At 55.1% G+C, this 21,670-nt stretch carries 18 protein-coding genes and 1 riboswitch; of the genes, 12 read left to right on the forward strand and 6 right to left on the reverse strand.

Annotation, left to right across the window (positions count from 1 at the left end; genetic code table 11):
• Positions 1–26: 26 nt before the first annotated feature.
• Positions 27–126: riboswitch (TPP riboswitch) on the reverse strand.
• Positions 127–162: 36 nt separating this feature from the next.
• Entirely contained in the window at positions 163–1,824 is a 1,662-nt protein-coding gene (sgrR, locus tag ACVV26_RS03430; protein WP_474800009.1) for an HTH-type transcriptional regulator SgrR, read from the reverse strand.
• Between the two features lie 418 nt (positions 1,825–2,242).
• Here sgrR and ACVV26_RS03435 point away from each other — a divergent pair, with 418 nt between their 5' ends.
• Positions 2,243–3,421 carry a sugar efflux transporter gene (locus tag ACVV26_RS03435; protein WP_474800010.1) on the forward strand — a complete coding sequence of 393 codons (1,179 nt, stop codon included), beginning with the start codon at positions 2,243–2,245 and terminating at the stop codon, positions 3,419–3,421.
• Between the two features lie 33 nt (positions 3,422–3,454).
• Here ACVV26_RS03435 and leuD read toward each other — a convergent pair whose 3' ends face one another.
• The 5 genes from leuD to leuL all read right to left on the reverse strand — a co-directional run bounded on the left by leuD (position 3,455) and on the right by leuL (position 8,316).
• On the reverse strand, positions 3,455–4,060 hold the full coding sequence (gene leuD, locus ACVV26_RS03440) for a 3-isopropylmalate dehydratase small subunit (protein WP_254487712.1): 606 nt from the start codon (positions 4,058–4,060) through the stop codon (positions 3,455–3,457).
• An 11-nt stretch (positions 4,061–4,071) separates the two neighbouring features.
• Complete coding sequence (gene leuC / locus ACVV26_RS03445) at positions 4,072–5,472, reverse strand: 3-isopropylmalate dehydratase large subunit (protein ID WP_474800011.1); 1,401 nt, start codon at positions 5,470–5,472, stop codon at positions 4,072–4,074.
• A gap of 2 nt (positions 5,473–5,474) precedes the next feature.
• A complete protein-coding gene (leuB, locus tag ACVV26_RS03450; RefSeq protein ID WP_474800012.1) occupies positions 5,475–6,566 on the reverse strand; it encodes a 3-isopropylmalate dehydrogenase in 1,092 nt (363 codons plus the stop codon).
• The gene (leuA, locus tag ACVV26_RS03455) at positions 6,566–8,137 is read right to left on the reverse strand and encodes a 2-isopropylmalate synthase (RefSeq protein ID WP_312980596.1); all 1,572 of its coding nucleotides are present in this window, start codon (positions 8,135–8,137) and stop codon (positions 6,566–6,568) included. The genes leuB and leuA overlap by 1 nt, the downstream gene beginning before the upstream one ends.
• Positions 8,138–8,232: 95 nt before the next feature.
• Positions 8,233–8,316: a leu operon leader peptide gene (leuL, locus tag ACVV26_RS03460; RefSeq protein ID WP_121497546.1), complete on the reverse strand. Its 84-nt coding sequence runs from the start codon at positions 8,314–8,316 to the stop codon at positions 8,233–8,235.
• Positions 8,317–8,957: 641 nt separating this feature from the next.
• Between leuL and leuO the strand changes: the two genes are divergently transcribed.
• From leuO to mraY, 11 genes are all read left to right on the forward strand, one after another.
• Positions 8,958–9,902, forward strand: a complete 945-nt coding sequence (gene leuO / locus ACVV26_RS03465; protein ID WP_474800013.1) for a transcriptional regulator LeuO — start codon at positions 8,958–8,960, stop codon at positions 9,900–9,902.
• A gap of 357 nt (positions 9,903–10,259) precedes the next feature.
• Positions 10,260–11,984, forward strand: a complete 1,725-nt coding sequence (gene ilvI, locus ACVV26_RS03470) for an acetolactate synthase 3 large subunit (protein WP_474801711.1) — start codon at positions 10,260–10,262, stop codon at positions 11,982–11,984.
• A gap of 2 nt (positions 11,985–11,986) precedes the next feature.
• Positions 11,987–12,478 carry an acetolactate synthase small subunit gene (gene ilvN, locus ACVV26_RS03475; RefSeq protein ID WP_474800015.1) on the forward strand — a complete coding sequence of 164 codons (492 nt, stop codon included), beginning with the start codon at positions 11,987–11,989 and terminating at the stop codon, positions 12,476–12,478.
• Between the two features lie 176 nt (positions 12,479–12,654).
• Complete coding sequence (gene cra, locus ACVV26_RS03480) at positions 12,655–13,659, forward strand: catabolite repressor/activator (protein WP_312980599.1); 1,005 nt, start codon at positions 12,655–12,657, stop codon at positions 13,657–13,659.
• Between the two features lie 557 nt (positions 13,660–14,216).
• Positions 14,217–14,675 (forward strand): division/cell wall cluster transcriptional repressor MraZ, encoded by a 459-nt coding sequence (mraZ, locus tag ACVV26_RS03485; RefSeq protein ID WP_474800016.1) that lies wholly within the window; start codon positions 14,217–14,219, stop codon positions 14,673–14,675.
• A gap of 3 nt (positions 14,676–14,678) precedes the next feature.
• Positions 14,679–15,620 carry a 16S rRNA (cytosine(1402)-N(4))-methyltransferase RsmH gene (gene rsmH, locus ACVV26_RS03490; RefSeq protein WP_474800018.1) on the forward strand — a complete coding sequence of 314 codons (942 nt, stop codon included), beginning with the start codon at positions 14,679–14,681 and terminating at the stop codon, positions 15,618–15,620.
• Entirely contained in the window at positions 15,617–15,982 is a 366-nt protein-coding gene (ftsL, locus tag ACVV26_RS03495) for a cell division protein FtsL (RefSeq protein ID WP_183170203.1), read from the forward strand. The genes rsmH and ftsL overlap by 4 nt, the downstream gene beginning before the upstream one ends.
• 15 nt (positions 15,983–15,997) lie before the next feature.
• The gene (locus ACVV26_RS03500) at positions 15,998–17,764 is read left to right on the forward strand and encodes a peptidoglycan glycosyltransferase FtsI (protein ID WP_474800019.1); all 1,767 of its coding nucleotides are present in this window, start codon (positions 15,998–16,000) and stop codon (positions 17,762–17,764) included.
• Positions 17,751–19,238, forward strand: a complete 1,488-nt coding sequence (gene murE / locus ACVV26_RS03505; protein WP_474800020.1) for a UDP-N-acetylmuramoyl-L-alanyl-D-glutamate--2,6-diaminopimelate ligase — start codon at positions 17,751–17,753, stop codon at positions 19,236–19,238. Before ACVV26_RS03500 ends, murE begins: the two co-directional genes overlap by 14 nt.
• Positions 19,235–20,593 (forward strand): UDP-N-acetylmuramoyl-tripeptide--D-alanyl-D-alanine ligase, encoded by a 1,359-nt coding sequence (murF, locus tag ACVV26_RS03510; protein ID WP_474800021.1) that lies wholly within the window; start codon positions 19,235–19,237, stop codon positions 20,591–20,593. The genes murE and murF overlap by 4 nt, the downstream gene beginning before the upstream one ends.
• The gene (gene mraY / locus ACVV26_RS03515; RefSeq protein WP_312980615.1) at positions 20,587–21,669 is read left to right on the forward strand and encodes a phospho-N-acetylmuramoyl-pentapeptide-transferase; all 1,083 of its coding nucleotides are present in this window, start codon (positions 20,587–20,589) and stop codon (positions 21,667–21,669) included. The genes murF and mraY overlap by 7 nt, the downstream gene beginning before the upstream one ends.
• The last annotated feature ends 1 nt before the right edge of the window (position 21,670 follow it).

Below are 21,670 nucleotides of genomic sequence, written 5' to 3' on the forward strand. Positions count from 1 at the left end.
CCTCAAAAGGAAGTGGCAAAGGATTTTGAGCAGGCAGCCTCAAATCCCTTCGCCGGCGTTATCCGGATCAGGTTCGACGGGTATTATCTCAGCGCGCAGTTTGCTGCGGCACCCCGTTGAGAACGAACTGTATTGTAATGATTTAATAAATGTTTAAAAGGATTATGGCTCCGGCGGCGCAAACCAGGCGGATTTAAAATCAAACCAGCCGAGGGTGTTCATCCGCACACCGCGCATACTGCGCTGGCCCTGGATCATCAGCCAGTGGTGGATCAGCGGCAAAATGGCTTGTTGCTCAAGCAATTGCTGGCACCACGCCGCATGATTCAGTTCGCCTGCCTGCCAGCGTTGCGCATCCGCCTGCCAGTCGACAGGCACGCAGTGCTGCATCAGCGGCGTTTCAAACAGATGTGCGAACAGGGAAAACTCCAGCGGCAGGGTGAAGTTGGCGCTGTTCAGCCAGATATCGCTGACAATTTCCCCCCGATGCCACTCATCGTAGTCCACTTCCTCGATCACCAGCTTGACGTGGTGCTCCGCCAGGATGGACGACATGATCTCGGCGATCACCCGGTGTTCGATATGTTCGCGATAAAAAGTCAGCGTTAGGGTTTCCAGCCCGGCGGGTTTCTCACTGGCGGTGGAGGGGTGGGTGTGGTGCCAGCGCGGCAAAAGACCATATGCCGGGAACCAGTAGCGCTGGTGTTGTTCGCTGGCCCGCCACAGCAAATTCACTGGCGACAGCACGTGGCTGAGCCAGCTTTTCACCTGCGGCAGCGCGCCGCGTGGGGAGCGCTGGTCGTAAAGCAAATAGTAGCAACCCTCTTCGAGGCGGCTTTCCACCGCTTTTTCCTCGCCTTCGGCAGAAGATTCCAGATGCACGCCGCTGCTTAGTTCGTCCCCGAGATCCGGCAGCACCCAGAAATTGACTTCGTCGATCAGCGCCCGGTAGCCGAAGTAATCATCAAAGGCGTGGATCTTAAGCTGGTTGTTATTGTTGCGCACCACGGCGTAGGGGCCAGTGCCAACCGGACGGCTGGAGAAGTTATTCATCGACGGCCATTCGCGCGGCAGGATCATCGCCGCGACGCTGCCCATCAGCCACGGTAGCCAGCGATCCGGCTGGGCGAGGTGAATATCCAGCGTCCAGGCAGTAGGGGATTCGATCCGGGTGATATGGGCATACAGCGGCAGGGTGTTGATGCGTTGTAGCGAGCTAATCACATCCAGCATATCCAGCTCGCGGCCATGATGAAAATGGATGCCGGGCCGCAAAAAGAAACGCCAGTGCTGCGGACCAAGCTGCTGCCAGTGGTGGGCGATATCGGCTTCGATTTCCCCGTTTTCCTCATTTATGCGAGTCAGGCCGCTAAAGATCTGCCGGACGATATGGGTCTCTGAACGGCGGAGCGCGCTGCCCGGAAGCAGGTTTTTTAATGGCCGATAATAGAGGATGCGTAAGATATGGCGCCCCTGGCGGAAGCTGCGTCCGAGGTGGGAAATCAGCATCTGGCGCACGGCGGCTTTATCGCCAACGATCTGCACCAGTTGATCGATGCGATCCTGCTCCAGCAGGTCTTCGGCGCGCTGTTGCTGGAGCGCGAGGCCGGTATACAGGAACGCCAGTTTCGAGCGTTTACCCCGGCCCGCTTCCGCGTCCCACGTTAGCCAGCCCTTTTGCTGCATCGCGTTTAGCAGCGTTCGCATATGGCGGCGCGAGCAGTTTAGTAGCTCGGCCAGTTCATTCAGCGTGGTCTCCTGTGGCTTCCCATCACAGCATTGCCACAGACGAATAAATTGTTGTTGGAGCCGGGCAGAAGACATAAAAGAGGAACTCCTGTAGCGAAACGCATCAATTTTTCTTTCCCTATATTAAGCCAATAATTTGTATTGATGAAAGTGATGATTCCGCCGTGATGAGCGCGGTTTTAGGGGAGAAGCGTTGTGGTATGGCCGCTGGCCCGTGGCACTACCACAAGGTCCTGAAGCGCGATCGGTTGTTCCCGGCGCATTGCAGGCATCAAGTGTGACTGAGTATTGGTGTTTTTCACCCGCCAGCGGTTTTTTAACTGCTGGCTTTTTTCGTTATACACGTCATCATTCAAACTGCCTCTTCGTTGGCCGCCTTCACTCACCCCAGTCACTTACTTATGTAAGCTCCTGGGGCTTCGCTCAGTTGCCGCCTCGATGCAGTTCGAATGATTTAGTGTATAAGCTTTTCTTTCATGAAAGGATGCACCTTATGCAGTGGTTTTTAACGCGCAGTCGCCGGTTGAACTGGGTCTATATGGCGTTTATGGGCGTCGCCTTTATGGTGGGCGTTGCCAGCGCATTGCAGGCCCCGACGCTGAGCCTGTTTTTAAGCCGGGAAGTGGATGTGCGCCCGTTCTGGGTGGGACTGTTTTACACCGTCAACGCCCTGGCCGGGATCGTTGTGAGCCTCTGGCTGGCGAAGCGTTCCGATGCCCAGGGCGACCGGCGCAAACTGATTATGTTCTGCTGCCTGATGGCCATCGCCAACTGCGTGCTGTTTGCCTTTACCCGCCATTACCTGACGCTGATCACCGCCGGGGTGCTGCTGTCTGCGCTGGCGAATACCACCATGCCGCAGCTGTTTGCCCTGGCGCGGGAATACGCCGACAGCTCGGCGCGCGAAGCGGTGATGTTCAGTTCGGTGATGCGTGCGCAGCTGTCGCTGGCGTGGGTCATCGGGCCGCCGCTGGCGTTTTTGCTGGCGCTCAATTACGGCTTTACCACTATGTTCCTGTTTGCCGGGCTGATCTTTTTTCTGAGCCTCATCGTGATTGCGCTGGCGCTGCCGTCGGTCCCGCGCGAAACGCTGCAAACTGATATGGCGTTAACCCAGGTGAGCGGCTGGCAGGATAAAAACGTGCGGCTGTTGTTTATCGCCTCGGTGCTGATGTGGACCTGCAACACCATGTATTTTATCGATATGCCGCTGTGGATCAGCAGCGAGCTGGGGTTGCCGGATAAGCTGGCGGGCGTACTGATGGGCACCGCTGCCGGGCTGGAAATCCCGGTGATGCTGCTGGCGGGCTATTACGTGAAGCGCGTCGGTAAGCGGAGGATCATGCTGCTGGCAGTGGTTTCCGCCATTCTGTTCTATATCGGCCTGCTGCTGTTCCAGAGCCAGCAGGCGCTGCTGATGCTGCAAATTTTTAACGCGGTGTTTATCGGGATTATCGCGGCGATCGGCATGATCTGGTTTCAGGACCTGATGCCGGGGAGGGCGGGATCGGCGACCACGCTGTTCACCAATAGCATTTCAACCGGGGTGATCCTGGCGGGGGTGATTCAGGGCGCGCTGGTGGAAAGCTTCGGGCACTATGCGGTGTACTGGGCGGTGGCGGGGATGGGCATTTTTACCCTGCTGATCACGTCGCGGGTAAAAGACGTCTAAAAAAATGCCGGGCAGTGCGCCCGGCATTGTTTATTAGTTCATAAACGCCGGCTGGCGCTGCTCGTATGCGGAAATCGCGTCTTCATGCTGCAAGGTCAGGCCGATGCTGTCCAGCCCGTTCAACATGCAGTGACGACGAAACGCATCCAGCGTGAAGGCATACCGCTTGTCGCCCGCTTTCACTTCCTGCGCTTCCAGATCCACTTCAAAACGAATGCCCGGATTAGCCTGCACCAGCGCAAACAGCTCATCGACTTCTTCATCGCTCAGTTTCACCGGCAGCAACTGGTTGTTAAAGCTGTTGCCGTAGAAAATGTCCGCGAAGCTTGGGGCGATGACGACTTTAAAACCGTAATCGGTCAACGCCCACGGCGCGTGTTCACGCGAGGAACCGCAGCCGAAGTTTTCCCGCGCCAGCAGAATCGACGCGCCCTGATATTCCGGGAAGTTAAGCACAAACTCCGGGTTCGGCACTTCACCTTTATCGTCGAGAAAACGCCAGTCGTTAAACAGGTGTGCGCCAAAGCCGGTGCGGGTGACCTTTTGCAGGAACTGCTTCGGGATAATCGCGTCGGTATCTACGTTGGCCGCATCCAGTGGAACCACCAGGCCGGTATGTTGAGTAAATTTTTCTGCCATGGTGATGCTCCTTATTTCAGTGTGCGGATATCGGCGAAATGACCGGTTACCGCCGCCGCCGCCGCCATTGCCGGGCTGACCAGGTGAGTGCGGCCGCCACGGCCCTGACGGCCTTCGAAGTTACGGTTGCTGGTAGAAGCGCAGCGCTCGCCCGGGTTCAGACGGTCGTTGTTCATCGCCAGGCACATGGAGCAGCCCGGTAAACGCCATTCAAAACCGGCTTCGATAAAGATTTTATCCAGACCTTCTGCTTCCGCCTGGGCCTTAACCGGACCGGAACCCGGCACCACTAACGCCTGAACGCCCGGCGCGACTTTGCGCCCTTTGGCGATTTCCGCCGCGGCGCGCAGATCTTCAATCCGCGAGTTGGTGCAGGAGCCGATAAATACTTTATCAATCGCCACTTCGGTCAACGGTACGCCAGGCTGCAGGCCCATATAGGCCAGTGCTTTTTCCGCCGAGGCGCGTTCCACCGGGTCGGCAAAGGAAGCCGGTTCCGGCACGCGATCGGTAACTGAGATCACCTGGCCGGGGTTAGTGCCCCAGGTGACCTGCGGCGCGATGTCGACGGCGTCCAGCGTCACCACCGTATCGAACACCGCGTCGGGATCGGTTTTAAAGGTTTTCCAGTACTCGACGGCATCGTCAAAGTCTTTGCCTTTCGGCGCGTGCAGACGGCCCTTCACATAGTTGAAGGTGATGTCATCCGGCGCGACCAGGCCCGCTTTGGCACCCATCTCAATCGCCATATTGCACAAGGTCATACGGCCTTCCATGCTCAATGCCGCAATCGCGTCGCCGCAGAATTCCACCACATGGCCCGTACCGCCTGCGCTACCGGTTTTACCGATAATCGCCAGGACAATGTCTTTGGCGGTGATGCCCGGCGCGGCGGTGCCTTTGACTTCAATCTTCATGGTTTTGGCGCGGCCCTGCTTCAGGGTCTGGGTCGCCAGCACGTGTTCCACTTCCGAGGTGCCAATACCGAACGCCAGCGCGCCGAACGCGCCGTGAGTGGCGGTATGGGAGTCGCCGCAGACGATGGTCATACCGGGCAGGGTGATGCCTTGCTCCGGGCCCATCACGTGCACAATGCCCTGATACGGGTGGTTCAGGTCATACAGTTCGACGCCGAATTCGTTGCAGTTCTTGATCAGTTCCTGCATCTGGATGCGCGCCATTTCGCCGGAGGCGTTGATGTCTTTGGTCTGCGTCGAGACGTTGTGATCCATGGTGGCGAAGGTTTTACGCGGCTGGCGCACCGGGCGACCGTGAGCGCGTAAGCCGTCAAACGCCTGCGGGGAGGTGACTTCATGCACCAGATGGCGGTCGATATACAGCAACGGCGTTTCGTCCTTTGCTTCATACACCACGTGGGCATCAAATAATTTTTGGTACAACGTGCTGGCCATGATTACACCCCTTCGGCGACATAGCGGGCAATGATATCGCCCATTTCATCAGTACTGGTTGCCTTGTCGCCGCGCGCCAGGTCGCTGGTGCGGACACCTTCTTCCAGGGCACGGTTAATGGCGCGTTCAATGGCGTCGGCAGCATCGCCCGCGTTCAGGCTGTAACGCAGCAGCAGCGCCAGCGACAGGATCTGGGCGATCGGGTTGGCGATGTTTTTCCCGGCGATATCCGGTGCCGAGCCGCCCGCCGGTTCATACAGGCCGAAACCCTGCTCGTTCAGGCTGGCGGAAGGCAGCATCCCCATTGAGCCGGTGATCATCGCGCATTCGTCGGACAGGATGTCGCCGAACAGGTTGGAACACAGCAATACGTCAAACTGGGACGGATCTTTAATCAACTGCATGGTGGCGTTGTCGATATACATGTGCGACAGCGACACGTCCGGGTAGTCATTGGCGATTTCGTTGACGATCTCGCGCCACAGCAGTGAAGTCTGCAACACATTGGCTTTATCAATCGAGGTCACTTTTTTACGGCGCTTGCGGGCCGATTCAAAAGCGATGCGCGCGATGCGTTCGATCTCAAAACGGTGGTACACCTCGGTATCAAACGCTTTTTCGTGCATGCCCTGGCCTTCGCGGCCTTTCGGCTGACCGAAGTAGATACCGCCGGTTAATTCACGCACGCACAGGATGTCGAAGCCGTTGGCGGCGATATCCGCGCGCAGCGGGCAAAATTCTTCCAGACCCTGGTACAGTTTCGCCGGACGCAGGTTGCTGAACAGCTTAAAGTGCTTACGCAGCGGCAGCAGCGCGCCGCGCTCCGGCTGCTGGGCAGGGGGCAGATGCTCCCATTTCGGGCCGCCCACCGAGCCGAATAAGATCGCATCGGCCTGCTCGCAGCCTTCTACCGTGGCCTGCGGCAGCGGATTACCGTGACGGTCAATCGCCACGCCGCCCACGTCGTAGTGGCTGGTGGAGATACGCATATCGAAACGGCTACGAACGGCTTCCAGTACTTTCAGGGCTTGCGCCATCACTTCCGGGCCAATACCGTCACCCGGCAAAACAGCAATATGATAATTTTTCGACATCACACGGTTTCCTGATTGTGTTCTTTGTTATGAGCTTTGCGTTGCAATTCTTTTTCGACTTCGGCGGCGCGCCAGATGTTGTTCAGGACATGCACCATCGCTTTAGCAGAAGATTCGACGATATCCGTCGCCAGGCCTACGCCGTGGAAGCGGCGGCCATTGTAGGTCACCACGATATCCACCTGGCCCAGCGCGTTTTTGCCCTGGCCTTTGGCACCCAACTGGTAGTTCACCAGTTCGATGTCGTATTCGGTGATACGGTTAATCGCCTGGTACACGGCGTCTACCGGACCGTTGCCGTTAGCGGCTTCGGCTTTCTCTTCCTCACCGCAAATCAACTTCACGGATGCGGTTGCCATGGCGTTAGAACCGGACTGCACGCTGAAGTAATCCAGACGGTAATGCTCCGGCTCTTCCTGCTGCTTATTAATGAACGCCAGCGCTTCTAAGTCGTAATCAAATACCTGGCCTTTCTTGTCTGCCAGTTTCAGGAAGGCGTCGTACAGGTTATCCAGGTTGTAATCCCCTTCGTGATAGCCCATCTCTTCCATACGGTGTTTCACGGCGGCGCGGCCAGAGCGGGAAGTCAGGTTCAACTGGATCTGGTTCAGGCCAATCGACTCCGGGGTCATGATTTCGTAGTTTTCGCGGTTCTTCAGCACGCCATCCTGGTGGATACCGGAGGAGTGGGCGAATGCGCCGCTGCCGACAACGGCTTTGTTGGCCGGGATGGGCATGTTACAGATCTGGCTGACGGTCTGGCTGGTACGCCAGATCTCCTGATGATGGATATGGGTATGCACGTTCAGCAGGTTCTGGCGCAGTTTGATCCCCATGATGACTTCTTCCAGCGCACAGTTGCCCGCGCGCTCGCCGATGCCGTTCAGGGTGCCTTCTACCTGGCGTGCGCCCGCGTTCACGGCTGCCAGCGCGTTGCCGACCGCCATGCCTAAATCGTCGTGGGTATGAACGGAAATGATGGCTTTATCAATGTTCGGTACGCGCTCGTACAGGCCGGTAATAATGTTGCTGAATTCAAAAGGCAGGGTGTAACCCACGGTGTCGGGAATGTTAATGGTTTTCGCACCGGCGTTGATAGCGGCTTCTACCACGCGGGCCAGATCGTCAATTGGCGTGCGGCCCGCATCTTCACAGGAAAACTCAACGTCGTCGGTATAGTTGCGCGCACGTTTCACCATATAGACCGCGCGCTCAATCACTTCATCCAGTGTACTGCGCAGTTTAGTGGCGATGTGCATCGGCGAAGTGGCGATAAAGGTATGAATGCGAAATGCTTCGGCCACGCGCAGGGATTCTGCCGCCACATCTATGTCTTTTTCTACACAGCGTGCCAGTGCACAGACCCGGCTGTTTTTCACATTACGGGCGATGGTCTGGACGGATTCAAAGTCGCCCGGCGAGGAAACCGGAAAACCAACTTCCATTACATCAATACCCATACGTTCCAGGGCCAGTGCGATTTGCAGCTTCTCTTTCACGCTCAGGCTGGCCTGCAGCGCTTGTTCACCATCACGTAATGTTGTATCGAAAATAATGACTTGCTGGCTCATGAATACGGTCCTTATTTCAGTTTTCTGCGCCTGCGACGAGCATAAAAAAACCCGCGCAGTGCGCGGGTTCGTTTTCTCTTGTGGCCTGATCCAACCTATCGCTGAATGCCGCCCAACAGTCTACCGCGCAGAGATGCGTTGAGTAGTAGTAGACCGAGTAGGCGAACGGTGCGAATCATCAATCAGACTCCAGAATTCGTTAAGATGCTTTTAGTGGTACTTGATTCATAAAGAGGTGTCAACCTTTCTTTCACAAGGTCGAAAGTGCAGGCTGAGAAATTCACAAAATTTATATTTAGCGTAATGTGCTAAAAAACACAAAAAAACACGATCAATTGTTTTGCAGGTAGAAGGCGCATGAAAATCTTTTTTTTGTGACGCAGGATACTTATCTAACCTGTGAGGAAATAAGAATTTTTATTAGTGATAGAACCGGGTTATTACGAACTTATTATATTTTAAGATATTTCTAACGCCACCGGGCGAGTTGTTTGTTAATGGCTTGTGTGAAACGGAGAGGATTAATGAATGCGATATTTTAATATTCCTAAAATGATAATTCACCCGGTGAATTATTGAGAATTTTCATAGATTATGTTTTGATTATCGCTCGTGACAAAATCATCCGTGAGTAGAAAACTGGACTGAGAGTGGAATTTTGTACTCTGTTCGTAAATGGTGAAGGTTACCCACGGGAATTGTACAAATAAACCTGTCACTGCATTATTTATAAGTTGTCACCGTTTTTTCCTGAATGCGCAACAGAGTGCGTTCCAATAAGGTTGCCAGGAAGGGCAACAATGTATCATTGGAGTGGTTTATGCCTGATAATCATATTGAACATTTTCCCATAACTGAGGGATTAAAACCGCAATTGCGCTCGGTAGACCTCAATTTATTGACCGTTTTCGATGCCGTTATGCAGGAACAGAATATCACCCGTGCAGCGCACCTGCTGGGGATGTCACAGCCAGCGGTCAGTAATGCAGTTTCCCGTCTTAAGGTGATGTTTAATGACGAACTTTTTGTGCGTTATGGGCGCGGTATTCAGCCAACTATGCGCGCATGCCAGCTTTTCGGTTCCATCCGCCAGGCGTTGCAGTTAGTGCAAAATGAACTGCCCGGATCCGGTTTCGAACCGCTAAGCAGCGAGCGCTTATTTAACCTCTGCGTATGCAGCCCGTTAGATAATCTCTTAACGTCAATTATTTATAACAGTGTGACGAATATTGCCCCTAATATTCATTTGGCATTTAAATCATCCCTGAATCAAAATATCGAACATCAGTTGCGCTATCAGGAAACGGAATTTGTTATTAGCTATGATGTTTTCCGGCGACCAGAGTTTTCCTGCGTGCCGTTATTTGAGGATGAGATGGTTTTGGTGTGCAGTAAATCACATCCCCGGAAAAAAGATTTTACGAATGAACAGGGCGTGTACCGTGAACAACATGCGGTTGTCGCGTTAGAGCGTTTTGGTTCATTTAGCGCGCCCTGGTATGACACCACCGAAAAACAGGGCGTTATCGCTTATCAAGGAATGGCCATGACCAGCGTCCTGAATGTGGTTTCGCAAACCAATCTGGTCGCCATTGCGCCTCGCTGGCTGGCAGAAGAGTTTATTGCAACCCTGAGCCTGGATATTCTGACGCTGCCCTTAGAACTCAATCGCCGTACATGCTATCTGTCCTGGCATGAAGCGGCGGGGCGCGACAAAGGCCATCAGTGGATGGAAGAGTTGCTGATCAGAATCTGTAAGAAATAAGATTATTAATAAAGGCCGAATGGGAAACCATTCGGTTTTCCTGTTTTTTAACGCAATTCTGGTTATTTATCCTGTCGTGCCTTGAGGCCGTTTTCTCTTGCCGTTTTACTTGATCTCTCGCTGTAATCTTCAACACTTATAAAATATCCCGCCATAACATTCGCTTCTTCCAGAGCTTTCTCGCAATTGCGCGTGATTTGCCCGCTAAACCGAAAAAAAGCGTTACGGCGGCCGCAATGGCGGCTCAATTGCCTGCCCGATCCCGAGCGGTTATGTTATGAGAAATCATAAAGCGCATCGCAACGGCGAGAATATGATTTCCGCCGTTGAAAGAAAACAAAAACCTGGAGGCAAATGATGGAGATGTTGTCTGGAGCCGAGATGGTGGTTCAATCGCTGATCGACCAGGGCGTGAAACAGGTTTTCGGCTACCCCGGCGGGGCCGTGCTGGATATCTATGACGCGCTGCATACGATTGGCGGGATTGACCATATACTGGTGCGGCATGAGCAAGCTGCCGTACACATGGCGGATGGTCTGGCTCGCGCCACCGGTGAAGTGGGCGTGGTGCTGGTGACCTCTGGTCCTGGGGCGACCAACGCCATTACCGGCATCGCTACTGCTTATATGGATTCGATTCCACTCGTTGTGCTCTCCGGCCAGGTGGCGACATCGCTGATTGGCTATGACTCCTTCCAGGAATGCGACATGGTGGGGATTTCCCGCCCGGTGGTGAAGCACAGCTTCCTTGTGAAGCAAACCGAAGACATCCCGACCGTACTGAAGAAAGCCTTTTGGCTGGCCGCAAGCGGCCGTCCAGGCCCGGTGGTGGTCGATTTGCCGAAAGATATTCTTAACCCGGCGAAAAAGATGCCGTACGTCTGGCCCGACTCCGTCAGCATGCGTTCTTATAATCCCACCACCCAGGGGCATAAGGGCCAAATCAAACGCGCGCTCCAGACGCTGCTCGCCGCGAAAAAACCGGTTCTGTATGTGGGCGGCGGCGCGATCAATTCGGGTTGTGACGCGCAGCTACGCCGCCTGGTTGAAAAGCTCAACCTGCCGGTCGCCTCTTCTTTAATGGGGTTGGGCGCGTTTCCCGGCTCGCATCGTCAGTCGTTAGGCATGTTGGGCATGCATGGTACTTACGAAGCCAATATGACGATGCACCACTCCGATGTCATTTTTGCCGTTGGCGTGCGCTTTGATGACCGCACCACCAACAATCTGGCGAAGTACTGCCCGAATGCCACGGTGCTGCATATCGATATCGACCCGGCGTCTATTTCTAAAACAGTGTCTGCGGATATTCCCATCGTGGGCGATGCGGGGCTGGTGCTGGAACAGATGCTGGAACTGCTGGAGCAGGAAGAAAGCGCGCAGGCGCTGGATGATATCCGCGACTGGTGGCAGCAAATTGAAGTCTGGCGTGCGCGCAAATGCTTGAGCTATAACACCACCGGTGAGAGTATTAAACCTCAGGCGGTGATAGAAACCATTCACCGTTTAACTCACGGCGACGCCTATGTTACGTCTGACGTTGGGCAGCATCAGATGTTTGCTGCACTTTATTATGCATTCGATAAACCGCGTCGTTGGATAAACTCCGGCGGCCTCGGCACCATGGGGTTTGGTTTACCTGCGGCGCTGGGCGTCAAGCTGGCCCTGCCGAATGAAACGGTGATTTGCGTGACCGGGGATGGCAGCATCCAGATGAACATTCAGGAACTATCTACCGCGCTACAATATGAGCTACCGGTGCTGGTGCTAAACCTGAACAACCGCTATCTCGGCATGGTGAAGCAGTGGCAAGACATGATTTATTCCGGCCGCCATTCGCAATCTTATATGGAATCACTGCCGGACTTCGCTCGCCTGGCACAGGCTTACGGGCACATCGGCATCAACATTACCCGCCCTGATGAACTGGAAAGCAAATTAAGTGAAGCCCTGGAGCAGGTGCGCAATAACCGCCTGGTGTTTGTCGATGTCACCGTGGACGGCACTGAGCACGTTTACCCGATGCATATTCGTGGCGGCGGGATGGATGAAATGTGGTTAAGCAAAACGGAGAGGACATAAGCATGCGCCGGATACTATCTGTGTTACTGGAAAACGAATCGGGCGCATTATCACGGGTGATTGGCTTGTTCTCCCAGCGCGGCTATAACATCGAAAGCCTTACCGTTGCGCCGACGGAAGATCCTACGCTGTCGCGCATGACCATCCAGACGGTGGGCGATGCCAAAGTTCTTGAGCAGATCGAAAAGCAGCTGCACAAGCTGGTTGATGTGCTGCGCGTGAACGAACTGGGGCAGGGCGCTCACGTCGAACGTGAAATCATGTTGGTGAAGATTCAGGCCAGCGGCTATGGCCGCGATGAAGTCAAACGCAACACCGAGATCTTCCGTGGTTCTATTATTGATGTGACGCCATCGATGTATACCGTACAACTGGCTGGCACCAGCGATAAACTGGACGCGTTCCTCGCCACCCTCCGCGATGTGGCGAAAATCGTCGAGGTGGCGCGTTCCGGTGTTGTCGGGCTGTCGCGCGGTGATAAGATTATGCGGTAACGCGAAACATAAATGAATAAACGGGCCCGGCATGACTCACCGGGCTTTTTTTTGCCTGAATGCCAGCAAGTGCGCGCAAAAGCAGTTGCTCAGGGTATTATTCTGCGTTTAGATGTTATGGATTTTGCTATAACCCTAATAAGGCTATGGAGTATGTCATTCACTAAGGGGCAATTGTGAAACTGGATGAAATCGCGCGACTGGCAGGGGTATCGCGCACAACGGCGAGCTACGTCATTAATGGAAAAGCCCGACAGTATCGTGTGAGCGATAAAACTGTCGAAAAAGTGATGGCGGTCGTGCGTGAGCATAACTACCACCCAAACGCGGTGGCGGCGGGATTGCGCGCAGGCAGGACGCGCTCGATCGGCTTAGTGATCCCCGATCTTGAAAACACCAGCTATACGCGAATTGCCAATTATCTCGAACGTCAGGCCCGGCAGCGTGGCTATCAACTGCTGATCGCCTGTTCAGAAGATCAACCTGATAATGAGATGCGCTGTATTGAACATCTTTTACAGCGCCAGGTTGACGCCATTATCGTTTCTACCTCCTTACCGCCTGAACACCCGTTCTATCAACGCTGGGCGAATAATTCATTCCCCATCGTCGCGCTGGATCGCGCCCTGGATCGCGAGCACTTTACCAGCGTAGTGGGCGCCGATCAGGACGATGCAGAAATGCTGGCGGGTGAATTACGTAAATTCCCGGCGCAAACCGTATTGTATATGGGGGCGCTGCCGGAACTGTCGGTTAGCTTTTTACGCGAGCAGGGGTTCCGCACCGCGTGGAAAGACGATCCCAGGGAAGTGCATTACCTGTATGCCAACAGCTATGAAAGAGAAGCCGCTGGGCAGCTTTTCGAGAAATGGCTGGAAACCCATCCAATGCCGCAGGCGCTGTTCACGACATCATTTGCCCTGCTGCAAGGCGTCATGGATGTGACGTTGAAACGCGAAGGCCGTTTGCCGACCGATCTGGCTATCGCCACCTTCGGGGATAATGAACTGCTCGATTTCCTGCAATGTCCGGTACTGGCAGTGGCGCAACGCCATCGTGATGTGGCCGAGCGTGTCCTTGAACTGGTGCTGGCAAGCCTTGATGAGCCGCGCAAACCAAAACCGGGTCTCACGCGGATAAAGCGTAATCTGTTTAAACGCGGCAGTCTAAGCCGTCGTTAATTTTCTGATAAAGGCAGCCCAGGCTGCCTTTTTTAATATTCGGATTATTCCGTACTTAAAGTACGTATTTCTTAAATTATTAAATAACGGCTTCAAACGAAGGATTAATATGCGATAAGCAGTAAATTAATATTTCCTTTGAAGCATTTTGTAACATGTGGCGAACAATAAGCGGCGGTTAAATAACTTTATTCTTACCGCGATCCAGAATGATTCACACAGCCGAACGGCAGGAGCCGCTGTTCAGCCCACATGATTTGCCTTAAAATGCCGCTCGCGTCGCAAACTCGGCACTTTGTATTTTTTTTGTACGTAAATAGACGATTTTACCCCACCCGGTTTATTCGTCGTTTTTCTTACAAATATTCATGACGTTAATTTTGCCTCGCTTTAAACGCAGCTTTTTAAATTAGCTCTTCTCCTCCTGTGGAACGGATAATTTGTTAATTCCAGCCCTGGTGCTGGCTTGACAAGCTTTTCCTCCGCTCCGTAAACTCCCTAAGGTGGGAATTTGTGGGATATTGTGGTGGAAAGGGGCTTAACAGGGTGAGGCTGGCATGTTCCGTGGCGCTTCGTTAGTAAACCTCGACAGTAAAGGGCGGTTATCCGTGCCTACCCGCTATAGGGAACAACTGATCGAGACCGCTGCCGGTCAGATGGTTTGCACCATCGACATCCATCACCCCTGCCTGCTGCTTTATACGCTTACTGAATGGGAAGTGATTGAACAAAAGCTATCGCGTCTGTCGAGCATGAACCCCAACGAGCGCCGTGTGCAACGGCTGCTGTTAGGGCATGCCAGTGAATGTCAGATGGACAGTGCCGGACGCCTGCTGTTAACCCCTGTGTTAAGGCAGCACGCCGGACTTACCAAAGAAGTGATGCTGGTCGGGCAGTTCAATAAATTTGAGCTGTGGGACGAAACGATCTGGTATCAACGGGTCAAGGAAGACATAGACGCAGAGCAGTCCTCTACTGAAGTGATGTCAGAGAGGTTGCAGGATTTGTCCTTATAAAAAATGATGGAAAATTATAAACATAAAACGGTGCTACTCGACGAGGCCGTTAACGGCCTGAATATTCGTCCTGATGGCATCTACATCGATGGCACGTTTGGTCGCGGTGGTCACTCGCGTTTGATTTTGTCCCAGCTTGGGCCGGAAGGCAGGCTGATGGCGATCGATCGCGATCCCCAGGCTATTGAAGCCGCAAACGCGATCGACGATCCGCGCTTTTCTATTGTGCATGGTCCGTTTTCTGCGCTGGCGGACTACGCACGTGACCGCGATCTTCAGGGGAAGATCGACGGCATCCTTCTCGATCTTGGCGTTTCTTCACCGCAGCTTGACGACGCAGAGCGCGGTTTCTCCTTTATGCGCGACGGGCCGCTGGATATGCGTATGGACCCGACTCGCGGGCAATCTGCCGCCGAATGGCTGCTCTCAGCAGAAGAGAGCGACATCACCTGGGTACTGAAAGCCTATGGCGAAGAGCGTTTCGCGAAACGCATCGCGCGCGCCATCGTTGAGCGCAATCGTGAACAGCCGATGACTCGCACCAAAGAATTAGCCGAAGTGGTTGCCGCAGCGACCCCGGTAAAAGACAAATTTAAGCACCCGGCGACCCGCACATTCCAGGCGGTGCGCATTTGGGTGAACAGTGAACTCGAGGAGATCGAGCTGGCGCTAAAAGGCTCGCTTGACGTACTGGCTCCGGGAGGACGCCTTTCTGTTATCAGTTTCCACTCGCTGGAGGATCGGCTGGTCAAACGCTTTATGCGCGAGCAAAGCCGTGGCCCCCAGGTGCCCGCAGGGATCCCGATGACGGAAGCGCAACTCAGTAAACTGGGCGGTCGTTATTTACGAGCATTAGGCAAGTTAATGCCGGGCGAAGAAGAAGTGGCGGAAAATCCACGTGCCCGTAGTTCAGTGCTGCGTATAGCAGAAAGGACGAACGCATGATCGGCAGAGTGACGGAGACCCTCAGCAAAGTTACCGGATCGTTAGGAAGCAACGAGCGCCATGCCTTGCCTGGCGTGATCGGCAGCGATCTGTTGCGACACGGGAAACTGCCACTCTGCTTGTTCATTATTATTATCGTCACCGCGATTTCCGTGGTGACCACCGCCCACCACACCCGTCTTCTGACGGCGCAGCGTGAGCAACTGGTACTGGAACGTGATGCGCTGGACATCGAATGGCGCAACCTGATCCTTGAAGAAAATGCGCTCGGCGACCACAGCCGGGTTGAGCGGATCGCCACTGAAAAGCTGCAACTGCAGCATGTCGATCCATCCCAGGAAAATATCGTGGTTCAGAAATAAGGATTCACAACAGGCATGAGAGCAGCGGCAAAAACGCTTAAACCGAAACGCCAGGAAGAACAGGCCAACTTTATAGGTTGGCGTTTTGCGTTGCTCTGCGGGTGTATTTTGCTGGCGCTGACGTTCTTGCTGGCGCGCGTCGCCTGGTTGCAGATCATTGCGCCCGATATGCTGGTGCGCCAGGGCGATATGCGCTCGCTGCGCGTACAGGAAGTGGCGACCTCGCGCGGCCTGATTACCGACCGCTCCGGCCGCCCACTCGCGGTCAGCGTGCCGGTAAGAGCGGTATGGGCCGATCCGAAAGAGCTGCACGACGCAGGCGGCATAACCCTCGATAACCGCTGGAAAGCATTGTCCGATGCCCTGAAACTGCCGCTGGACCAGCTGGCCTCACGAATTAACGCCAACCCGAAAGGGCGCTTTATTTACCTTGCCCGTCAGGTCAACCCGGACATCGGCGATTACATCAAAAAACTTAAACTGCCCGGCATCCACCTGCGCGATGAATCTCGTCGTTACTATCCTTCCGGCGAAGTGACCGCTCACCTCATTGGTTTTACCAACGTAGATAGCCAGGGGATTGAAGGCGTTGAAAAAAGCTTCGATAAATGGCTTACCGGCCAGCCGGGTGAGCGTATTGTGCGTAAAGATCGCTATGGCCGCGTCATTGAAGATATCTCTTCTACCGACAGCCAGGCGGCGCACAACCTGGCGCTAAGTATCGATGAGCGCTTACAGGCGCTGGTTTACCGTGAACTGAACAACGCCGTGGCGTTCAACAAAGCCGAATCCGGGAGCGCCGTGCTGGTGGACGTGAACACCGGTGAAGTGCTGGCCATGGCCAACAGCCCCTCTTATAACCCGAATAACATCTCGGGCACGCCGAAAGACATTATGCGTAACCGCACCATTACCGACGTTTTCGAACCGGGTTCCACGGTGAAACCGATGGTGGTGATGACGGCGTTACAGCGCGGCGTGGTCAATGAAAATACCGTACTGAATACTGTGCCGTACCGCATCAATGGTCATGAGATCAAAGACGTGGCGCGCTATAGCGAATTAACCCTGACCGGGGTGTTACAGAAGTCGAGTAACGTCGGTGTTTCAAAGCTGGCGTTAGCGATGCCGTCCTCAGCGTTGGTAGATACTTACTCACGTTTTGGATTGGGTAAAGCGACCAATTTGGGGTTGGTCGGAGAACGCAGTGGCTTATATCCTCAAAAACAACGGTGGTCTGACATAGAGAGGGCCACCTTCTCTTTCGGCTACGGGCTAATGGTAACGCCGTTACAGTTAGCGCGAGTCTACGCGACGATTGGCAGCTATGGTGTTTATCGCCCGCTGTCGATCACCAAAGTCGACCCGCCGGTGCCCGGCGAGCGCATCTTTAATGAATCCGTCGTGCGTACCGTGGTGCATATGATGGAAAGCGTGGCGCTGCCTGGCGGCGGCGGCGTGAAAGCGGCGATTAAAGGTTATCGCATTGCCATCAAGACCGGTACAGCGAAAAAGGTTGGCCCGGACGGGCGCTATATCAACAAATACATTGCTTACACCGCGGGCGTCGCACCGGCGAGCCATCCGCGCTTTGCGCTGGTGGTGGTCATCAACGACCCGCAGGCAGGTAAATATTACGGTGGTGCCGTATCTGCACCGGTGTTCGGAGCCATTATGGGCGGCGTATTACGCACCATGAATATCGAACCAGATGCCCTGGCGACGGGCGAAAAAAGTGAATTTGTAATCAATCAAGCAGAGGGAACAGGTGGCAGATCGTAATTTGCGCGACCTTCTTGCGCCGTGGGTAACGGGTTTACCCGCGCGCGCGCTACGAGAAATGACGCTCGACAGCCGTGTGGCTGCCGCGGGTGACCTTTTTGTAGCGGTGGTCGGTCATCAGGCGGACGGGCGTCGGTTTATCCCGCAGGCGATAGCGCAAGGTGTAGCTGCCATTGTGGCGGAAGCGAAAGGCGAAGCCACTGACGGTGAAGTCCGTGAAATCCACGGCGTTCCGGTTATCTTTCTCGAACAGTTAAATGAACGGCTGTCTGCGTTGGCGGGCCGTTTTTACCATGAGCCAAGCCAGCAATTGCGCCTGGTCGGCGTGACGGGCACCAACGGCAAAACCACCACCACGCAATTACTGGCGCAGTGGAGCCAACTGCTGGGCGAAACCAGCGCCGTGATGGGCACCGTGGGTAATGGCCTGTTGGGTAAAGTCAGCCCGACGGAAAACACCACCGGCTCTGCGGTGGATGTTCAGCAGGTGCTGGGCGGCCTGGCGGACCAGGGCGCGACGTTTGCTGCGATGGAAGTCTCTTCCCACGGCCTGGTGCAGCACCGCGTTGCGGCGCTGACGTTTGCGGCCTCGGTGTTTACTAATTTAAGCCGCGATCATCTCGATTATCACGGCGATATGGAGAGTTACGAAGCCGCGAAATGGCTGCTGTTTTCCTCTCATCATTACGGCCAGGCCATCATCAATGCCGATGATGAAGTAGGCCGCCGCTGGCTGGCGAAACTGCCAGACGCCGTTGCGGTATCTATGGAAGACAATATCAACCCGGTCTGCCGTGGCCGCTGGCTGAAAGCCAGCGAAGTGCACTATCACGACAGCGGCGCGACGATCCGCTTTGACTCTTCCTGGGGCAACGGTGAAATCGAAAGCCGCCTGATGGGCGCGTTTAACGTTAGCAACCTGTTGCTGGCGCTGGGAACCCTGTTGGCGCTGGATTATCCGCTTCCGGCACTGCTGGAAACCGCGTCCCGCCTGCAACCGGTGTGCGGTCGTATGGAAGTGTTCAGCGCGCCAAACAAGCCTACCGTGGTTGTGGATTACGCCCATACTCCTGATGCGCTGGAAAAAGCGTTGCAGGCCGCGCGGTTACACTGCGCCGGTAAACTGTGGTGCGTCTTCGGCTGCGGCGGCGATCGCGATAAGGGCAAACGTCCGCTGATGGGCGCCATTGCCGAGCAGTTCGCCGATGTGGTTGTAGTCACCGATGACAACCCGCGTACCGAAGATCCCAAAGCAATTATCACCGATATCCTGGCGGGAATGCTGGATGCCGGTCGTGCGCGCGCCGTAGAAGGCCGTGCCGAAGCGGTGACTAACGCCATTATGCAGGCTAAAGAAAACGATGTGGTGCTGATTGCCGGTAAAGGGCATGAAGATTATCAAATCGTTGGCACTCGTCGTCTGGACTATTCGGATCGTGTGACCGCTGCGCGTCTGTTGGGAGTGGTGGCATGATCCCGGTTTCTCTCGAAAAACTCGCCACGCTGCTGGGCGGCGAGTTGCGCGGCGGCGATCGCATTATTGATGCGGTAACCACCGATACCCGCAAACTCACGCCAGGCTGCCTGTTTGTGGCGCTCAAAGGCGAGCGTTTTGACGCCCATGATTTTTCCCAAACCGCGCAGCAGGGCGGGGCAGGCGCATTGCTGGTCAGCCGCCCGGTCGATGCGGCGCTGCCACAGATTATCGTTAACGACACGCGCCTTGCGTTCGGCGAACTGGCGGCGTGGGTGCGCTCGCAGGTACCGGCGCGCATCGTGGCGTTAACCGGCTCCTCCGGCAAAACCTCCGTTAAGGAGATGACGGCGGCGATCCTTAGCGAATGCGGCAACACGCTTTTTACTGCGGGCAATCTAAATAATGACATCGGCGTGCCGATGACATTGCTGCGTCTGACGCCGGAGCATCAGTATGCGGTGATTGAACTGGGCGCTAACCACCAGGGCGAGATCGCCTGGACCGTTGGGCTGACCCGTCCGGAAGCGGCGCTGGTGAATAATCTCGCCGCCGCGCATCTGGAAGGCTTTGGCTCGCTGGCAGGCGTTGCGAAAGCGAAAGGGGAGATTTTCTCCGGCCTGACCGCAGACGGCATCGCGATCCTGAACGCGGATAACAACGACTGGCTTAACTGGCAGGAAATTATCGGCGATCGCAAAGTGTGGCGTTTTTCACCCAATGCCGCCGGAAGCGATTTCAGCGCTACCAATATCCATATCACCAGCCACGGCACCGAGCTGACGATTGTCACCCCGACGGGCGATGTGGAGGTGCTGCTGCCATTGCCTGGCCGTCACAATATCGCCAATGCCCTCGCGGCGAGCGCGCTGGCGACAGCGGTGGGCGCAGGCCATGACGCCATTAAAGCCGGTCTGGCGAAATTAAAAGCCGTACCGGGCCGTCTGTTCCCGGTCCAGCTGGCTGAAAACCAGTTGCTGCTGGACGACAGCTACAACGCTAACGTCGGTTCGATGACCGCCGCCGCGCAGGTGCTGAGCGAAATGCCGGGCTACCGGGTAATGGTGGTGGGCGATATGGCGGAGTTGGGCGCGGAGTCCGACGCCTGTCATCGCGAAGTGGGCGAAGCGGCGAAAGCGGCCAACATCGATAAAGTACTCAGCGTCGGCAACGCCAGCGAAATTTTGAGCCAGGCCAGCGGCGTGGGTGAACATTACCAGGATAAAAAATCCGTGATCGAACGTCTCAGGGCGTTACGCGCGGAACATACCATTATGACGATTTTAGTGAAGGGTTCACGCAGCTCTGCCATGGAAGAGGTGGTTCGCGCATTACAGGAGAACGCGACATGTTAGTTTGGCTGGCCGAGCATTTGGTCAAATATTATTCCGGCTTCAACGTCTTTTCCTATCTGACGTTTCGCGCCATTGTCAGCCTGCTGACCGCTCTGTTCATTTCATTATGGATGGGGCCGCGCATGATTGCGCATCTGCAAAAATTGTCCTTCGGCCAGGTCGTGCGTAACGATGGCCCGGAGTCCCACTTCAGCAAGCGCGGTACGCCGACCATGGGCGGGATCATGATCCTGACCTCCATCGTGGTTTCCGTGCTGCTGTGGGCCTATCCTTCCAACCCTTACGTCTGGTGCGTACTGTTCGTGCTGGTGGGTTACGGCGCGGTCGGCTTTGTGGATGATTACCGCAAAGTGGTGCGTAAAGACACTAAGGGCCTGATTGCCCGCTGGAAATACTTCTGGATGTCGGTGATTGCGCTGACCGTGGCGTTTGCCCTGTATATGGTGGGCAAAGACACGCCAGCCACTGAACTCGTGGTGCCGTTCTTTAAAGACGTGATGCCGCAGTTGGGCATCTTCTACGTGATCCTCGCCTATTTCGTGATTGTCGGTACGGGTAACGCGGTCAACCTGACCGACGGCCTGGACGGGCTGGCGATTATGCCGACTGTATTCGTGGCGGCGGGTTTCGCGCTGGTGGCCTGGGCAACGGGTAACATGAATTTCGCCAGCTATCTGCATATCCCTTACTTACGGCATGCGGGCGAATTAGTGATTGTCTGTACGGCGATTGTCGGCGCGGGGCTTGGCTTCCTGTGGTTCAACACCTATCCGGCGCAGGTCTTTATGGGCGACGTCGGTTCCCTGGCCCTGGGCGGTGCGCTGGGCATTATCGCGGTGCTGCTGCGCCAGGAATTCCTGCTGGTGATCATGGGCGGCGTGTTTGTGGTGGAGACCCTGTCGGTGATCCTCCAGGTTGGATCGTTCAAACTGCGCGGGCAACGTATTTTCCGCATGGCACCGATTCACCATCACTATGAACTGAAAGGCTGGCCGGAACCGCGCGTGATTGTGCGCTTCTGGATTATTTCGCTGATGCTGGTGCTGATTGGCCTGGCGACGCTGAAGGTACGTTAAT

The organism is Atlantibacter sp. MEI4A-1023, from assembly GCF_056155425.1.